The organism is Virgibacillus sp. L01 (assembly GCF_052246775.1).
Taxonomy (GTDB): domain Bacteria; phylum Bacillota; class Bacilli; order Bacillales; family Amphibacillaceae; genus Lentibacillus.
Window position 1 is genome coordinate 587,646 of the sequence record NZ_JBQQCP010000001.1, and the last position, 18,176, is coordinate 605,821.

The following is an 18,176-nucleotide window of genomic DNA, read 5'->3' on the forward strand; positions in this document are numbered from 1 at the left end:
AAAGCCCTCCTTGCTACCTTATTCTAATAGATTTACCAGGAATAAAGAGAGTTCAGGTACATACGTAATTAATAGAAGAGCACCTAAATTGAATGCTAAGAATTTCAATATACCCGGCATCATTTCAGCCATATCAATTTTAGTTACGGTTTGCGTTACAAATATATTCATACCAAATGGCGGTGTATACATACCAATAGCCAAGTTCGCAATCATAATAATTCCGAGGTGTACTGGGTCGATTCCTAACGCCAATGCAGCTGGATATAGCAATGGTGCAGTAACAATAATCGCCGCAACCCCTTCCATAAACATTCCTAATAGCAATAGAATAAGGTTTAGGATCAATAAGAATAAAATGGCGGATGTTATGTTTTCTGAAATAAACTCTGCAACCATTTGTGGCAAACGCGCTCTTGTCAGCACCCATCCAAGTACTTGAGCTGCAGCTACAAGAACAAGTACTTGTGCAGATGTAATAGCAGATTCAACGCAGATTGTGTACATTTTTTTCAACGTTAGTTCCTTATAAACAAAAAAGCCAATGACGAAAGCATAGACTGCAGAAATTCCTGCTGCCTCGGTTGGCGTGAATATTCCTGAGTATATACCTCCTAAAATAATCACAGGTATAAGTAATGCCCAAATTGCTTTCCCAAAAGATAACGCCAATTCATTGAATGATGATTTATTATCCTTAGGAAGATCATTCTTTTTGGCATAAATATAAATATAAAGAATTGAAGAAAGACCAAATACAAGACCTGCTCCAATTCCTGCAATAAAGAGACTGCCTACTGACACACCTGTAACAGAACCAAAAATAATTAAGGTAATACTTGGTGGGATGATAAGTGAAACTGACCCAGCAGATGCTAATAATCCAGCAGAGAATGACTTGCCATACCCACCCCGAAGTAAATCAGGATACATAATTTTCCCTATAGCTATAACAGTTGCTGGACTTGAACCAGAGAGTGCGCCAAAAAACATACTCGAAACTTGAGTTGTCATTGCAATTCCACCAGACAAATGACCAACTAACGCTCGTGAAAAGCGTAAAATCCTTCGAGACAGACCCCCGCCATCCATAATATTAGCAGCTAATATAAAAAAGGGTAATGCCATTAATGCAAACTGATCTATCCCTCCAAATAAACGCTGTATTAGAATCATCGGTTGTATATCACTGGAGAAAAGAACCGCTAAAAAAGCAGCCATCCCTAAGGAGATAAATATCGGTACACTAGTAAGTAAAAATAAAAAGATTAAAATCCCTAATGTAGTTAACATTGTTATTACCCCTTTTAGTCTAAGCTCGTTTGATAATTTCTTAATAGGTTAATAGTTTGAGTGATTATATGAACTATTGATAAAATAGCACCTATAGGAATTGCTAAATAAATCCAATACATCTTTATTTCCAATGAAGGTGTGATTTGTCCTGTGTCCATACTAAAAATAACTAAATCAAAACCAAACTTGATAAGGAAAATCATAAAGACTACGGCAATAATATTAATATATACTTGTAATACTTTTTTCCCTACTTTGGAAACAGATTTTATTAATAAGTCAACACCAACATGGATTCCTCTTCGAAAACAAATACTTGAGCCAATAAAAGCAATCCATATCATCGCATACCGGATAAATTCCTCTGCCCAGGTTGTATTAGCATCGAAAGAATAGCGTAAAACAATATTCACAAAGAGTACTAAGGTAGCAGCTATTAATGCTGTTCCTACAAAAACATCTTCTGCTTTTTTTAATATCCTCATCGTTTTCCACCTCTTCTTGATATTACAAAAAACAAAAAACAAGGGATTTCGAAATGATTTAGTGTTTAATCCCTTGTTTTAAATAAATAAAAATTAGCTTTGAGTTTCTGCAATTTTTTCTTTAACCTTTTTAAGTAACTCTAATTGTTCAGGTTTATTATAAACTTCTTTATGAAATGGCTCTGATACTTCCCTGAATTTCTCAACTTCCTCATCTGACAATTCGTAATAATCTACCCCAGAATCAATTATTTTTTGTCTGTACTCTTGTTCCGTTTCTTTTAGTGCCTTTCTTGCATCATCTCTTCCTTTTTCTTGAGCTTCCTTAATTAATTCTTTAGTATCTCCTGAAAGACCCTTGAACCAACCTTGATTTGCCATTAATAGATAAGTCATTGTGCCATGATAGCTTTCGATTATATTATTTTGTACTTCATGATAATTATTTAAGAATATCGTTTGCAGAGGATTTTCCTGTCCATCCACTACTCCTTGTTGAAGTGAATTATATACCTCAGCATACGGAACGGGAATAGCATTGGCTCCCCACAGTTCATACTGGCTAATTAATAGCGGTGACTCCATCACCCTAAATGTTAACCCTTTCATATCTTCTGGTGAAGTGATCTTTGTATCTTGTGTTGTAAACAATTTATAACCGCCTGGCCAAAATCCTAACCCCTTAAACCCACCAGATTCTAATGTATCAAGGATTTCAGTTCCTACTTCACTATCAAGTACTTCATATTTCTTTTCAGCTTCCTTTGGCCATAAATAAGGTAGATCGACAATCTTTACATCATCGACAAATGGTGTAACCACAGCTGAAGGTTGCATTGTAATATCGATTTCACCTATTTGAGTAGATTCCACCTGTTCTCTAAGACTTCCAAGCTGGGAAGCTGGATAGATCTCTACAGTAATATTTCCACCAGACTTCTCTTCAACTACTTCTTTAAATTTTGTAGCCCCAACGTGTTCAGGACTTTCTATGGGCTGGTTATGACTGAATGTTATAGTCATTTCCGGGTACCCGCCTCCATCTTCTCCACCACTTTTTGAATCTGCTTCGTTGTCTCCACATGCGGTTAATAATAACAACAATACAGCAATGGCCATAACTATAAACTTTTTACTAATCATAATTTTGCCCCCTTCATTTTTATACCTATAGTGTTTTCTGCCAGAATAGTGAACACGCTGACATCTTAGGTATATTAATTATATTTTATATTACATATATTTTCTGAAGATTGAAATATGTAATATAACTAAAAAAAACTCATTTTTTTGTCTGAAAGGACAGTAGACAATTATTATCAGAAAAATTATTTAAATTTCACCAAGATTACGTATATTATGTATCTTCAAGCCTAAGAAAAGATTCATTTTACCTTCAGAGGTCTTCAAATCACAACCTGTAATCGATTCAATTTTATTAATTCGGTACTTGAGTGTATTGACATGTATATATAAAGAGTTAGCGGTTAATTTCAATATTTCATCATAATAGAAATAAGTTTGTAGTGTTGTTAGCAGCTGATTGTGAAAATCCTGTTTAACTAAAACTCCTATAGTTTCTTCATAAAAATCAAGTAGCTCCCTGTTACCATTCAATTGATTAATTAAACGATATGCTCCTAAATCGTTGTAGTAAATGATCTTATGGGAATGATTCATTGTTTCACTCAAATGTAGTGCTTGCTCAGCTTGAAGAAAACTCTTCTGAATACCAGCTGGGCCTCTACCAACTCTGCCAATACCCAGAGATAATATGACAGTTGAACCAACATATTTTGAAAGTGCGTTATATATTTCTTCATAAAATTTTTCCAAGTTTTCGCTACCTTCCTGAACAGGAAAAATGATACAAATACCATTCCGTATATGACCAACTAACATATCAGCTTTTAAATCTTGAAGCACAGTATTTATTTGATAATCTTTTAACTCCACAAAATTCTTTACTTCAGAATTTCTGTCCCTGACACTAAATAGTAAACATACGTACTCAGTGTCTTTAGTAATACGGTATTTCTCTCCCCATTCAATAACATTTCTCTCTTTAATGTTTTCACTGAATAACAGTTCTCTCATAAAATCACTTTTATATTGCTGCTCGATATCATATTTGACTTTTAGTTGAAGGAACTCCAGCGATAACAGGCTGGAGGCTTTCTCAAGAATAGCTAAATCTATAGATAAGTGGTCATTATTTACACCCCACGAAGTTATATTTCCATAATATTGACCATCTACAATAATTGGAGAGACGATGCATGCTATATTTTCACCGTTATATTTACGATTGTATTGAATAGGTCTTTGAATCACAGAAAGTTCGTATATCTGTCCTTCTCCCAAGGGTGAAATCATTCCTTCTGGTGATGGAACTTGGATATAAGAAAATTCACTTTCAACAGTAATCATATTTTTCGTTAAGTAACCGACATTCTCCACAAAGCCCTCAACACCTTGAGAATTCATTGAGATCTCATGCAATACTTGGGTTGCCTGCTCCAAATCTTCCTGGAGTACAACCTTTTCATTAAATATGTGATTCATAACAGGAGATAAAATATCCAGATATTTAACATCATCGGGAATTTTTATAACAGGAAAACCTAATTTATTTGCACTATCTATTATTCCTTTTGGGATACTTTCGATGAATTGTGAGGGTTTTATCGCAATTGCGGTTGCCCCTGAGTTATGCAGATTTCTTACTAGTAAATTTTGGGCATCACTATCATCTTTAATAGCAAAGAGAGAAGTCAAAATCAATTCTTTTCCTTTTAGCCATTGAACGACCTCAGGAACCTCCATGATTGTAATGTTTTCAATAATCCGATTTAGTCCTTTATCACCAGCAATAATTTCACACTCACTAAATCTTCCTAACTTCATAGCATTGCGTAAAGAAAGATTACTCATCGTATGTACCACCTCCACTAAATTTATGATTACCATAGATAATTCTCTAAATTTTATAATTGCTTAAAAAATGAAATCCTACTGCAACCAAGTTATATCTTATCTTAGTTTAGTTCGAATTCTTCTTTAAACTCTTCAAAATCTATTTCCAGTACTTTGCAGTATACTTCCACTTCCTTAAAAAAATCAAAGCCTTCTTCAACTGGTTGATCTCGATATTCAGAATAATATATAAGTAAACTGTGTAATTCAGAAAAAGCTTCTACCTTTCGAATATCTTCCATTTTTAATCACCTCTTTTTTATTATTTTTTTCCTTATATGGGCAGAAAACCAAATAAAAGTTCGATAGGTCTCATGATTCCCAACAAAAAGCTAACCTCATAAGATTATTGAAGATTCTTATTATCACATATTATCATAATATTTTATTATTATCAGTACAGTACAGACAAATGAAATATTTGGAAAAATAAAGTTAGTTTGGTTTGAGAAAAATTTAGTACTCATAGTCACTAATGCTAGTTTTTCCAAGTTCACATATATCTGCCCGATAGATATTATCCGCAATCTATATTAAAAATAACTGTAATATGTGCACATCACAGTCATTTTCACCTATCTTTCTTTTTTATATATTAGCATAGGCCATTCTGTAACAGCAGATACGTTTAATCGATTTTATTCGAACTTTTCTTAAATACGGCTGTTTAATTTAAATATCTTACCCTACCCCTAACCTAGAACGACCCATACAAACCCTCCAGCCCCTCCCCCCTTCAACTTCTTCCTAGCCTCTCTCCCCCAGCTTTTCACGGCATCAGTGGACACGCCTTCCTTCTGGGCGATTTCTTGTATGGACATGCCTTCAATGATAAAGAATTGGACCCATTTCCATTGATTTTCGCTTAGTTTAGATTTCACACTTTGCCAGAAGGTATTATCCTCGATGGTGATACCAGCCGGGTCGATCATTGGAAGTTTCAATGTTCCGCAGCGGTTGCCGTTATCCGCTTTGCATAATTCGTGTTTATTAATTTTCTGTTGATTGTTGCCTTCTCTTGTCTTTGTTCGAATCATGTCGATTAGGCGGTTGCGAATTGTGTAGTTAAAGTAGGTTGCAAGCGGCCCTTTGTCCGGATCGTATTTCTTGTAAGCCGTCCATATTGCATACAATCCTTCCACGTAGAATTCCCGATGCGGATCGTTAATTCCCAGCTTGAACATATGGTAATGGATCCTTTTTTCATTTTGCTCAAAGATTTCTTCAAACGTCATACTTACCTCTTCAGTCATTTTTTCTCCCCCTAGAGACTATTGAACAGAGCAAGTCCACTAAATCTCATTCTATGTATCTCTTAATTTCCCTAATAAATTCGGAAAATCCCCCGTAGAATTGTGATAATCAGATTACTTCTCTATTCATTTGTACTATCGATAGAACTTTGCAAAAGGTGGCATTTTACTAAAAAAATTATGTATGAAATTTAGGTTGACAGTATGAAGTTTTTTGGACATAAACAAAACTGCCAGATCAACTAGTGAACAAGCACCACAGACCTAACAGTTCCAATGTTTTTATACTGCTTCAGCACATCCTACACCCACACATCAAAAGTTAAAGAATGGTGGAATCTGGCTCCAATTTCCCAACTTTTCACCGCCTTTGTGTTTGCGCTTTCATTTTTGAATCTTCCTTTAGTGGGATTCCTCATTGAAACTCCCTCATTTCCATTGGTTTTCTTTTTGCTTGGTCCTCATTGCTCTCCCAGAACATATCTGTAATTCATGATTGATCTACCATCGGAAATTTCGTTAATTCATGCCTCTTCTACGTTGTTACCTTCTCTTGTTTGTCTTCATATCAATGAGACGTTTATGAATTGTGCAGTTAAAGTAAGTTGCCAATGACCCTTTGTTGGGTTCGTACTTTTTGTATGCCATCCATAATTCATATAATCCTTCCGTGTAAAATTCATGATACGGATTGTAGCTACCTAGCTTGTGCATATGGTAGTGAATTCTTTTTGTATTTTGCTTAAAGAATTCTTCAAATGTTACATTTTCATTTTGACTCATTCAATGTCCTCCTTTTTTATTCTCTTATATAATAGAGTATGTTCACTAATTCGTCATCAAAAATTTTCCATTTCTGACTAAAAATTTAAATTTTATTGAAAAAATGTCGAAAATTTGTAATATTTGACCGAAAAGCATGTCTTTTTCAGGTATTTAATCGATAAAATCACAAAGGGTGGCATAACTTTGAAAATATCAGTTTTATGTAATGGCACCTCAAAAAAAGCAAGCACCCTCAAAAAGGTTTCCCACCCAAAAAAGGCCCTCCCCCTCGAAAGGGAATGAGCCTCATTCATCATTTTGATTATTCCTGCTTCTTTAAATTATCCAATTCCAGAGCTTTCATTGTTGAATATTTTATTTCACCAATAAGTTCAGGTTTATCAGATAACGTTTCACCATAGGAGGGAATCATTTCTTTTAATTTTGGTTTCCACTCATTATGTTTATGCGGGAAGCATTTTTCAAGTAATCCAAGCATGTCTGAAACAGACGTTGATGCACCTGGAGAACCACCAAGTAACGCAGCCAATGTTTTATCGTGACTATGAACAATTTCCGTATCACTAAATTGAATGGTTCCTTTACCAGCTGGCGTATCTTTAATCACTTGCACACGTTGTCCAGCAACTTTGAGTTCCCAATCCTCATCTTTTGCATTAGGAAAGAATTCTCGTAATTCATTCATTCTCTCTTTCTTTGATAATTTCAATTGTTGAATCAAGTATTTCAGTAGCGATATGTTTTTGACGCCTGCTGCTAACATGGTAATCATATTGTTCGCTTTGACTGAAGCAAACAAGTCGATATTTGAGCCTGATTTAAGAAACTTAGGTAAAAAGCCTGCAAAAGGACCAAAAATTAATGTTCTTTTACCGTCGATAAATCGCGTATCCAAATGCGGAACAACCATTAGTGGTGCTCCAGGTGGATTTTTACCATAAACCTTTGCGTAGTGTTGTTCAATCACCTCAGGATTATTACATTCCAGATATTGTCCGCTGATAGGAAAACCGCCAATGTGTTTCCCTTCAGGAATTCCGGTTTTCTGTAATAACAACAAGCTGCCACCGCCGGCTCCGATAAAAACAAACTTCGAAGTATGCGTTCCAATTGCACCATTTTTGTCCCGAACCTTCAATTTCCACAACCCATCTGTGGTCTGCTTAATATCTAGCACATTATGATTGTAGTTAACAGTTACGTTTTCTTTTTCCAGGTAATCGTACATTGTGCGAGTCAATTCCCCATAGTTAACATCTGTACCATCATCAATTTTCGATCCGGCAACAGATTCGTTTGCTGACCTATTTTTCATAATCAACGGGAACCATTCTTTTAACCGCTCTGGATCTTCGGAAAACTCTATTTCCTGAAATAATGGATGGCTGGATAATGCTTCAAAGCGCTTATTCAAAAATTCTACATTTTCTTCACCTTTAACAAAACTCATATGAGGTAAACTAGTGATAAAATTACGTGGGTACTCGATTAAATTACGATTTGCCAAATAAGCCCAGAGTTGCCTTGACAAGTGAAAGCGCTCATTGATTCTAACTGCTGCATTGATATCGATGGAACCGTCAGATTGTTCGTTTGTATAATTCAACTCGCATAATGCGGCATGTCCTGTTCCTGAATTATTTTTTTCGTTCGAGCTTTCCCCACCAGCAACTCCAAGCTGTTCGAAAGCTGTAATTTTCCAATCAGGTTCTAATTCCTTAAATAATACCCCCAAGGTTCCACTCATAATCCCAGCACCTATTAAAACAACGTCTGATGTAGATGATTGATTATTCATTTTGGATCACTCCCATTTATCTAGTATTTTATCTTTTTGAAAAAGTTAGCATTCATTGATTGTATCGATTCTTCTAAATAACCACATGTCTATAATTCTGGTAAATCAAACTGTCTCTATTGCATTACTCGAAAATCAATTGGTGTAAAATTTAACACTAATTCTTTTAGCTAAAAAAAAGGCACTCTATCATAAAATGTATGCTTGAACGGCAAATTACATTCAGAAAGAGGCCTCTTGATGGAATCTATTATAACAAAATTGCACGAATTAATACATCAACCCAAAAGAAAAAGACTGCCAGTTCCATCAAACCAGCAGCCATTATCAATAATTATATTCAGCACCTACTATTCCACTATATCCACCCATTTATAATTTTCGGCACTTACCTTGTAGGTGATCAAATCTTTCACATTACTGTTTTGCAGATAGGCTGTGCCACTTTGGTAGAGTGGAACCAACACGGCACTATCTTCAATTAGAAGCTGTTCCGCTTTCAGCAATGCATTCCAACGCTTCATCGGTTTATCTCCCAGAGAAGATTTCGATGCAAGAACCAATTCATCATATTTCTCGTTTGAATATCCGGTGTGATTGCCTGGACTGTCCGTAATAAACAGATTCAAGTAAGTCATCGGATCCTGGTAATCACCGCCCCATCCGGTTAATATAAGCTCGTAATTCTGATTAACGTTCGCATCGACACTTTGTTCGGGCGGAACATTTTTAATGGTAACCGTCAGGCCGGGAAGATTGGACTCCCACTGATGTTTGAGGTTCTCAGCAATGGTTATTGACGAACTGGAATCCGATGTCGTCAATTTAAATTCTAGTTCTTCCTTATTTAGTTCCCTTAATCCCTGCTGCCAATGCTCTTTCGCCTTATCCACATCATATTGAGTCAGCTTTCCATTTTCCTCGCGAAAGTCCTTACCGGTTTCTGGGTTCTCCGAAATCCCTCGTGGTACCGTTCCATACAGAACCTTGGAGCCGTTATTGAGGATTTCATTGACAATTCCTTCTCTGTCCAATGCCATATTCAAGGCTTTTCGGATGTGTAAATTGGCAAGATTTGTCTGGTTGCCATCCTTTCCTTGGTTCATTTTCAAAAATCGTACCCCACCTGTTAAAAAGGTATGGTACTCTTCCTCTGACGAAAATTTATCAACAAAATCACCTGTCAGCCCTACTCGATCAAGCTGGCCATTCGTGTAAAGATCTACTGCAGTTTGCGTATCCTTTACAACATCGACCTTAATCTTGTCAACATTCACAGCATCCTTATCCCAATACTGCTCATTCTTTGCATATGTCCATGAGCTTCCTGTTCCATCCCAGTCTTCCAGGACAAATGGACCATTAAATAAGGTATGTTCACTGTCAGTTGCATATTGATCTCCCTGCTCCTCAATGAATTCCTGAGGCTGCGGGAAAAAGATAGCTGTAGTCAATAGTTCCTTAAAATATGGAATCGGCTCCTCGAGCGTTACTTTTAATGTACGATCATCCAGGGCTTCGACTCCAAGCTCATCGACTGGCTTATCGCCTTTTAAAATTTCTGAAGCCCCTTTGACGATTTCCTCAAATTGTGGCCCGTATGCTGCACCAGTCGCAGGATCAACTGCCTTTTTCCAGGCATACTCAAAATCATGTGCAGTAACAGCGGAACCATTCGACCATACGGCATCTTTCCGTATTTTAAATGTATAAACCCGATTGTCTGCACTTACCTTTGGTTCGCCAGCTGCCACAGCTGGCTGTGGATCCCCGTCTTTATCCAACCGGTATAACCCTTCAAATACCTGGTTAATGATCCTAAAACTAAAGTCGTTATCAGCCATTGTTGGATTCAATCCAGGAATTTGGCCAGGAGCACTCAGGTGAAGCACTTTTTCTTCTTCCTCGCCCGTATCTTCTTCGCTTGCCGTTTCATCCTGCGTCTCCCCGCTACAAGCAGTCAAGACAAGTAATAACAGCAGTGAAACGAATGAAATGGTTCGTATGTAATTCATCTTTTTTGCCTCCTTTATCTCTTTTGCAAAAATTAAACACAGCACCACCATGAGAGCACTGTTAAAAAGCCTGTTACAACCCTCGCTCACATACCTCCTTCACAGAAACAACCATTTGCACCCATAAAAAACATCCCGGGCCATTACCCAGAATGTTTGGAAATACATACAAAACAGCATCAGACTATTTGTTGTGTTTCCTACGCTGGTTTGAGCCAGACCAGGTTCCAAGGATCAGCATCTTAATGGATACACTCTCAACTGGCAACACCAGTTCCCCTACAACGATTGTTATGAATTTAATTAATTATTTTACTATTACATATCTTGATAAATTATTCAATCTTAAAATTTTCATACAGCTCAGTTTTTTTAGAAGCACAGGAACGGGCCTGCCGTTTCCAAAGTAAGAGAAACTTTCCCACGTCTTTAACACATCAAACTTATATATTAGAAAAAGGTAGCACAGATATTCCCTTGCTCTATCCCACTTAAAAAACCCCCTCTACTATAGAAGGGGGTGAAATCAGTATTTAATTATCTATTTAGTGAACTTCAAGTCCGCCATCAATATTAATTGCTTGTCCAGTCATATAGTCAGAGTCCTTGGATGCTAAATAGGAAACAAGGTTTGCGACGTCTTCTGGAGTTTGAGAACGTTCTAAAGGGATTTGATCAACCTGCTGCTGCCATGCTTCTCCTGGCTTCATCCCTTTATGTTCTACCATCTTGGCGTCAATCCGATCCCACATACTAGTTCCAACGATGCCTGGACAATAAGCATTAACTTTGATCTTATCCTGAGCAAATTCTTTTGCTGCTGCCTGTGTTAATCCATGAACAGCAAACTTAGTAGAAGAATAAGCACCTAATAATTCAAAGGCTGTTTTCCCGGCGATACTGCACGCATTAATTATTTTACCGCCATCATCTTGTTTTTTCATTTGCTTTGCTGCAGCTTGAATACCATATAAAGTACCGAACACGTTAACATTGTAAATCTTTTCTAAGTCGTTTGGTTCCACGTCTACTAGTGCTTCTACCTGGTCTATCCCGGCATTATTAACAAAAACATCTACGGAACCAAACTTTTCAACAGCTTCAGAGACTACTGATAATTGATCGTCCTGTTTAGAAACATCGCCTTTAACAGCTGCCACATCAATGTCTCTATTTTTAAGTTCTTCAACTGTTTTATTAGCCAAATCAATGTCCATATCACTTATTACAATCTTAAATCCATCTGACCCTAAGCGTTCAGCAATTCCTTTTCCAATACCTTGTGCTCCTCCAGTAATTACAGCTACTTTACTCATTGTTAACCACCTCTCTAATATGTCTTATATTAGAAATCTACCCTGCAATTATTTTTAAAAAACATAGGGATGGATTATGTGCATCCTAAAATTTCCACATTAGGTGGATTAAATTCCTTTTTCGAAATGTTCTAAGCCACACTTGTAGAAAAGTTGTCATGCTATTTAGTTAATAATTCAATTTCCCACAGACTAAAGTAGACAGGTATGTTAATTTACACATAGTTGAGGTTAAGCCGATTGGGGCGCATTAAGTAGTATAATAGTTTTTCGAGTACGTACGCATAGGCAAAACTGCAAAAGCATATTATTTAGATAAGAAAAACAGAGATAAACTAGATGAAATAATAAAAAAGGTTAAGCACCTGAATGAGGAGGGGTTCTATGTGGTTGAATATCGATAGACCAACTAGGAAGGTAACAATACATGAGGATAACTGTTCCTATATTCCTACAGAAAATTCTAAGTATAAAAAGTTAAATGGCCTACTTCGTGACGGAGGATGGCTGCATTTTAACAATGGAGAAGAGACTTTACTAGAGATAGAACATGCCTATAGAGAATATGAGCAAGGCAACTGTTATACTTGTAATTCAAGAATATAGCCCCAAAAGTTGCCTAGGTAGGATCTCATTCTCATTTAAGTACTAGGTTAAGTAAATTGCTGGAGGTCACTACCACCCAAACATCATTACCCCCTCTCAACAGGCTGCTTCTCCCTTTCTAAAAACAGAGAAAGAAGCAATCCTGTGACAGCAAACAAAAATGCGACGAAGAAGGCGGTTTTTACGCCGGTCAAATAATTAGCTGGCTGTACGACAGCCTCAGTTCCGGCCCCAACATTGCTGATAAACGAAATAATAAACGTCAGTCCCAATGATCCCCCGAATTGGCGGGCCGTATTGATTACCGCAGTCCCATGTGAAATCAGCTTATCAGGCAAAGCATTGATGCCAGCGGTCATGATGGGCATATTAATCAATGCCACCCCGCCCATGGCAACCATGAATAATCCCATCGTAATAATGAATGGCGTATGAAGACCAAGAATCAAATTAAAGCCAAGTGTGCTTAGACTTAGCAGCATAAAGCCGATAATCGCAATTGTTTTGCCACCGTATTTATCAAACAATCTTCCTGCCAAAAGCGACATAGCAGCAAGTGTCAGCGCCCCGGGCATCACAATCAGGCCTCCGTAATAAGCTGAGAACTGCTGAGCGTTCTGCACATACATCGGTAAAATCGTCTCGATTGAGATGAGCAGACTGAACGAAAGGATGGAGACAAACGCAATAAGTGCAAAGACAGGCACTTTAAGCACACGAATTTCCAGAATAGGTGACGTGAGCCGCAGCTGCCTAACCACAAATAAACCCAGTGCGAGGGCTCCTGCAATCAGACTGGTAAGTGTATCTGGATCAGTTATGCCACCCTCCTGTATGCTATTGAAACCGTACAGTAAGCCGCCAAAACCAATCGTTGACAGTATAATGGATAAGATGTCGATGTCTGTTTTTCGCTGCTCGGTAATATTGCGCATATACAAGAAAGTAAAAAGCAGAATACATGCTGCAATCGGCAGGGTTATCAGAAACAACGAACGCCATTCGAAATAGCTAATCACAACACCGGAGATAGGCGGACCAACCGCGGGCGCAACGTTAATCACAAGCCCGGCCAATCCCATCGCGTATCCTCTTTTTTCCTTTGGATACAGAAGGAACAACATTGTCTGCATTAACGGTATCATTATGCCAGACCCCATTCCCTGAATAACACGCCCAATTATCAGGATGGGAAACGAAGGTGCAACCAAACAGATTAATGTTCCTGCAAAAAACAAGAACATAGCACCCATCATTAATGTCCTTGTTTGAAATTTATCAATTAAATAAGCCGTTATTGGAATCAGAACGGCAATGGTTAACATGTAGCTGGTTGTTAGCCATTGGACTTCCGTTGAGTTAATCTCGAACGCATTCATGATTTTTGGAAAAGCCGTAATTAGCAGAAATTGTGTCAAAACAGATAAAAAAGCAGCCGACAATACAATCCCTACAATTAGGCGTCGTTGAAAACGTGATAGATTCGCCGAAGTCATCTCATCTGCCTCCCTTCGTAGTTAATCATTTCCTTTTTATATACAACCATATTACATGCCACACAATGTTTCAGCAATTAACTAACAAACGGTGAACATTTAAATTAGAAGCGTTTCCGGTTATAGCCATCAATCGGGGTATTCGTACCATCCAGTAATAAATAAACCAGAAAAGCAGTATCATCCGGAATGGCATCCTCAATATGCCCCGTTCTTTCCTAATGCCAATTGCCATACCCACAAACATCAAACTCAAAATAAAAAAAGCAGCCAGTTTCACCAAACCAGCAGCCCTAGCTAATAATATTTTAAGCATACTTTGACAAAATTCGGGAAGTAGCAGGCACATTGGCACAAATACATCGAAGCAAGGGGATGGTTCTTGTGCTTCCTGCAACTTCCAAATGAAGCAAGAACCGTCCCCATGTTGCTTCCTTGCTTCCTCTTCCCTAAAATCAGCTGACCTGCTAAACTTAATGTAACGAAGCAGGTGATTACATGACAAACGTTGTTAAAATATCGATTAGGCATCTAGTGGAACACGTATTTCGAAGTGGGAGTATTGAGTCCGGTGGTTTCCGTTCAGCAAACCCTCTTACAGATGGTACAAAGGCTCACCAGAAGATACAAAAAACGTACAAAAAAGATGATCAGAAGGAAGTCTATCTAAAGGCAGAGATTCCCTTTGAAAATATAAACATTCATGTAGACGGACGCTGTGATGGATTGCTTTTTCAGGAGGACGGGTCGGTAATCGTCGATGAAATCAAGTCTACTTCACATGCGCTCGGTACTATTACAGAAGAGACCTACCCAGTACATTGGGCCCAGGCTGTCTTTTATGCATATATTTATGCGTTAGATCACGAACTTGCGGCAATGACCATTCAGCTTACATATATGCAAGTCAAAACAGAAGAACAGAAACAGTTTCAACGTACTATGACACTTACCGAACTTGAAGACTTTGTAATGGAAGTGGTAAGTGAGTACGCTAATTATGCCAAAGCTAAGACGCAGCATATAACTGACAGAAATACCTGCAGTAAAGAGCTGGTGTTTCCTTATGGAGTCTACCGAGATGGACAGCGAAAGCTTGCAGGATCAGTCTACAAAACGATACTCGATAAAAAGGTTCTGTTTGCCAAAGCTTCCACTGGGATTGGTAAAACAATTTCCACTATTTTTCCAGCAGTTAAATCGATTGGAGAAGGCAACCTCCAGCGCATCTTTTACCTGACTGCAAAAACCATTACCAGGACAGCAGCCGAGGAAGCATTCCAGTTGTTGATTGATAATGGGTTGGAAATGAAGGTTGTCACTATTACAGCAAAAGACAAGATCTGTTTTCAGGAGGAGACTATCTGTACTGCTGAGCATTGTCCTTTTGCTGAAGGTTATTATGACCGGATTAACGGGGCAATTCTGGATATTTTTGAAAATGAATCATTAATGAGCCGTACAGTGATTGAAGCCTATGCCCGGAAACATCGCGTTTGTCCATTTGAATTTTCGCTCGATCTTGCTTACACAGCAGACGCCGTTATTTGTGATTATAACTATATATTCGACCCTAGAGTGTCCCTGAAACGCTTAATAGAAGATCAGAAAAAACAAGCAGTGCTGCTCGTGGATGAGGCACATAACCTAGTCGATCGTGCGCGGGAAATGTACTCGGCGGTGTTGTTCAAATCAGCGTTTTTACAAGTACAAAAAGAATACAAAGATATAAATGGCGCTGTTGCTAAAGCCGCAAAGGCTGTCAATGTTTGTCTCGCAGAAAAGCGAACTCAGGAGAATATTGTAGAAAAACAACTAGATGAGGACCTGGCAGTTCTGGTGGAAAAGTTCACTGCAGTCGCAGAAGAAGAATTGGTTCAAACCCCGGAATCCAATCAACTTTTAGTGGATACTTATTTTGCTGCCAGTACCTTCGCAAAAATCTGCCGGCTCTATGATAAACGCTTTGTCTCTTATGTAGAAGTAGACAAGAACGAGGTAATGATGAAGCTGCTTTGCTTAGATCCATCGCACCTTCTCCAGCAAATGGGAAAAGGTTTCCGTTCTAAAGTTTTCTTTTCAGCTACACTTACACCAGCAGATTACTACAAAAATCTATTAGGAGGAACCAAGGATGACTATGTGTTATCCATCCCTTCTCCATTTGTCCATGAAAATGTAGAGATTCTGGTTAAGCCTTTGTCCACACGCTATCGTGACCGTGAACAGACACTGTTGCCAATGGTCCAGTTTATTCTTGATGCCCTGCAAAAATATGAAGGAAATTTCATCATCTTTTTCCCGTCCTATAACTATATGAATAAGGCTTTCGAAGTATTTAAAACAGAAGCACCAGATGTAAAAACAATTGTCCAGGAAACTGGGATGTCGGAGGAGTTACGGGAGGATTTCCTAACTGCCTTCAAAGCAAACGCAAATGAAAGAATAGTAGGATTTGCGGTTCTTGGTGGCGTTTTTTCAGAAGGGGTCGATTTGAAAGGAGACCGACTTTCTGGAGTCATGGTCGTTGGGGTCGGGCTTCCGCAGATTGGATTCGAACGAGATATTATCAAGGATTATTTCACTAATGAAGGACATAATGGCTTTGATTACGCCTACGTCTATCCTGGAATGAACAAAGTTCTGCAGGCTGGCGGCAGACTCATAAGGTCTGAGGACGATCAGGGGACCATTGTATTAATAGACGACAGATTTTTACAGCCAAAATATCAGAAGCTATTCCCGGAAGAGTGGCGGCAATATAGAGTGGTTTGAAGCATGCAATTTCTAACATTCTACTTGATCTTTTTCGGGTGCCCTTGCTGAACATAGTAGCCGTACCACCTGCAAGAGCGCCTCATTGTTATACCTGGTTTACGTTGTTATTGCTATTCTTGTTGTGTTTGTACAATGACCAGCTCCCTCCTTTGTTGGTATTTATAAAAATATACTTTCTTCATTTCCTATATTAGATTTATACCACTGTGCTTCAACAATTCCATTTAAAAAAGCGCCATCTCATAGAGAATGACGCTCATTACAATTCAGATTCAAGGAACCTGTCCCTATATCATTTTACGGAAAAATAGTTAAAAGAAATGAAAGTAGGTGGATCACTTCTACACATCCATGATCCAAATTATCCCGGAAGCATATGAAACCGAACCCATGTTACTAAAAAATGAAAATAGTACGCTGCTTTTTGCCATAAAAAAAACGCCAAAGATACTGACCTTACAGTATCTTTGGCGTGTTGAGGTGTCAAACTTTACTTCACTTCTATGGAAGCAAGACGTCCCCGTGCATCTATTCTCCCATCACTTCATCAATAGGTCTGATAACTGGTACAGCTGCACCTTCGTATTCTTCTTCAATAAAACTTGTCACTTCTTCAGAATGATAAATATCTACAATCTTTTGAAATGCTTCTTTATCCTTACGATCTGTGTGTGCTGCAATAATGTTAATGTATGGTACATTTTGATCGTCCTCACGAAAGATAGGATCATTTGTTGGATTTAGACCTGCAGCAATTGCAACATCTGAGTTAATAATTGCTGCTGTTGCATCTTGTAAGCCGCGTGCAGTTTGGCCAGCAGTTACAGTAACGATATCAAGATTCTTTGGATTTTTTGTAATACTATCTAGTCCACCAGATCCATTAAACCCTTCTTCTAGCGTAATTAGTTCAGCTTTTTGTAAGAGCATTAATGCTCTTCCCAGGTTTGTTGGTTCTTTTGGAAGGATAATTTGAGCGCCATCTTCAAGTTCACTTACTTCTTTTACTTCATTTGAATAAATACCCATCGGCCAAATAGCTGTTGTTCCAATAGCTGATAAATTCAAATCACGTTCTTTAATAAAAGATTCAAAATAACTTATTGTTTGGAATGCGTTAAGATCAATTTCGCCGTTATCTAGCGCAATGTTCGGTTGTACATAATCACTAAATTGTATAATTTCAATATTTATGCCCTCTTCTTTAGCTAGTTTTTTCACTAGCTCCCATGTAGGGGTTTCTGCCGTTGTAGTTCCTACTTTAACGGTAGTTTCGTCATTACCCGATCCACAACCGGTAATAAATAATAATAATAGAATTAGAATCGTAAATAGTTTTTTCATAGTTAGTCTCCTTCATATAGCTGTAGT

Annotated in this window: 13 protein-coding genes and 1 riboswitch; of the genes, 1 reads left to right on the forward strand and 12 read right to left on the reverse strand. The window is 37.9% G+C overall.

Annotation, left to right across the window (positions count from 1 at the left end):
• Nucleotides 1-18: 18 nt before the first annotated feature.
• The 11 genes from ACTWQM_RS02660 to ACTWQM_RS02710 all read right to left on the reverse strand — a co-directional run bounded on the left by ACTWQM_RS02660 (nucleotide 19) and on the right by ACTWQM_RS02710 (nucleotide 14,027).
• Nucleotides 19-1,293, reverse strand: a complete 1,275-nt coding sequence (locus ACTWQM_RS02660) for a TRAP transporter large permease (RefSeq protein WP_443256615.1) — start codon at nucleotides 1,291-1,293, stop codon at nucleotides 19-21.
• 14 nt (nucleotides 1,294-1,307) lie between these two features.
• Nucleotides 1,308-1,781: a TRAP transporter small permease gene (locus tag ACTWQM_RS02665; protein WP_443256616.1), complete on the reverse strand. Its 474-nt coding sequence runs from the start codon at nucleotides 1,779-1,781 to the stop codon at nucleotides 1,308-1,310.
• Between the two features lie 93 nt (nucleotides 1,782-1,874).
• Entirely contained in the window at nucleotides 1,875-2,924 is a 1,050-nt protein-coding gene (locus ACTWQM_RS02670; RefSeq protein ID WP_443256617.1) for a TRAP transporter substrate-binding protein, read from the reverse strand.
• Between the two features lie 189 nt (nucleotides 2,925-3,113).
• Nucleotides 3,114-4,715: a PucR family transcriptional regulator gene (locus ACTWQM_RS02675; protein WP_443256618.1), complete on the reverse strand. Its 1,602-nt coding sequence runs from the start codon at nucleotides 4,713-4,715 to the stop codon at nucleotides 3,114-3,116.
• Nucleotides 4,716-4,819: 104 nt separating this feature from the next.
• Nucleotides 4,820-4,999 (reverse strand): hypothetical protein, encoded by a 180-nt coding sequence (locus ACTWQM_RS02680; protein WP_443256619.1) that lies wholly within the window; start codon nucleotides 4,997-4,999, stop codon nucleotides 4,820-4,822.
• A 450-nt stretch (nucleotides 5,000-5,449) separates the two neighbouring features.
• Nucleotides 5,450-6,010 carry a sigma-70 family RNA polymerase sigma factor gene (locus ACTWQM_RS02685; RefSeq protein ID WP_443256620.1) on the reverse strand — a complete coding sequence of 187 codons (561 nt, stop codon included), beginning with the start codon at nucleotides 6,008-6,010 and terminating at the stop codon, nucleotides 5,450-5,452.
• A gap of 543 nt (nucleotides 6,011-6,553) precedes the next feature.
• Nucleotides 6,554-6,793, reverse strand: coding sequence for a sigma factor (locus ACTWQM_RS02690; protein WP_443256621.1), 240 nt, complete (start codon nucleotides 6,791-6,793; stop codon nucleotides 6,554-6,556).
• A gap of 304 nt (nucleotides 6,794-7,097) precedes the next feature.
• Nucleotides 7,098-8,594, reverse strand: coding sequence for a malate dehydrogenase (quinone) (gene mqo, locus ACTWQM_RS02695; protein ID WP_443256622.1), 1,497 nt, complete (start codon nucleotides 8,592-8,594; stop codon nucleotides 7,098-7,100).
• Between the two features lie 350 nt (nucleotides 8,595-8,944).
• Entirely contained in the window at nucleotides 8,945-10,609 is a 1,665-nt protein-coding gene (locus ACTWQM_RS02700; RefSeq protein WP_443256623.1) for a peptide ABC transporter substrate-binding protein, read from the reverse strand.
• 178 nt (nucleotides 10,610-10,787) lie between these two features.
• Nucleotides 10,788-10,900: riboswitch (TPP riboswitch) on the reverse strand.
• A gap of 254 nt (nucleotides 10,901-11,154) precedes the next feature.
• On the reverse strand, nucleotides 11,155-11,925 hold the full coding sequence (locus ACTWQM_RS02705) for an acetoin reductase (protein ID WP_443256624.1): 771 nt from the start codon (nucleotides 11,923-11,925) through the stop codon (nucleotides 11,155-11,157).
• 692 nt (nucleotides 11,926-12,617) lie between these two features.
• Nucleotides 12,618-14,027: an MDR family MFS transporter gene (locus tag ACTWQM_RS02710; RefSeq protein ID WP_443256625.1), complete on the reverse strand. Its 1,410-nt coding sequence runs from the start codon at nucleotides 14,025-14,027 to the stop codon at nucleotides 12,618-12,620.
• Nucleotides 14,028-14,525: 498 nt separating this feature from the next.
• Here ACTWQM_RS02710 and ACTWQM_RS02715 point away from each other — a divergent pair, with 498 nt between their 5' ends.
• Entirely contained in the window at nucleotides 14,526-16,802 is a 2,277-nt protein-coding gene (locus tag ACTWQM_RS02715) for an ATP-dependent DNA helicase (protein WP_443256626.1), read from the forward strand.
• Nucleotides 16,803-17,333: 531 nt separating this feature from the next.
• Here ACTWQM_RS02715 and ACTWQM_RS02720 read toward each other — a convergent pair.
• The gene (locus tag ACTWQM_RS02720; protein WP_443256627.1) at nucleotides 17,334-18,149 is read right to left on the reverse strand and encodes a MetQ/NlpA family ABC transporter substrate-binding protein; all 816 of its coding nucleotides are present in this window, start codon (nucleotides 18,147-18,149) and stop codon (nucleotides 17,334-17,336) included.
• Nucleotides 18,150-18,176: the final 27 nt, after the last annotated feature.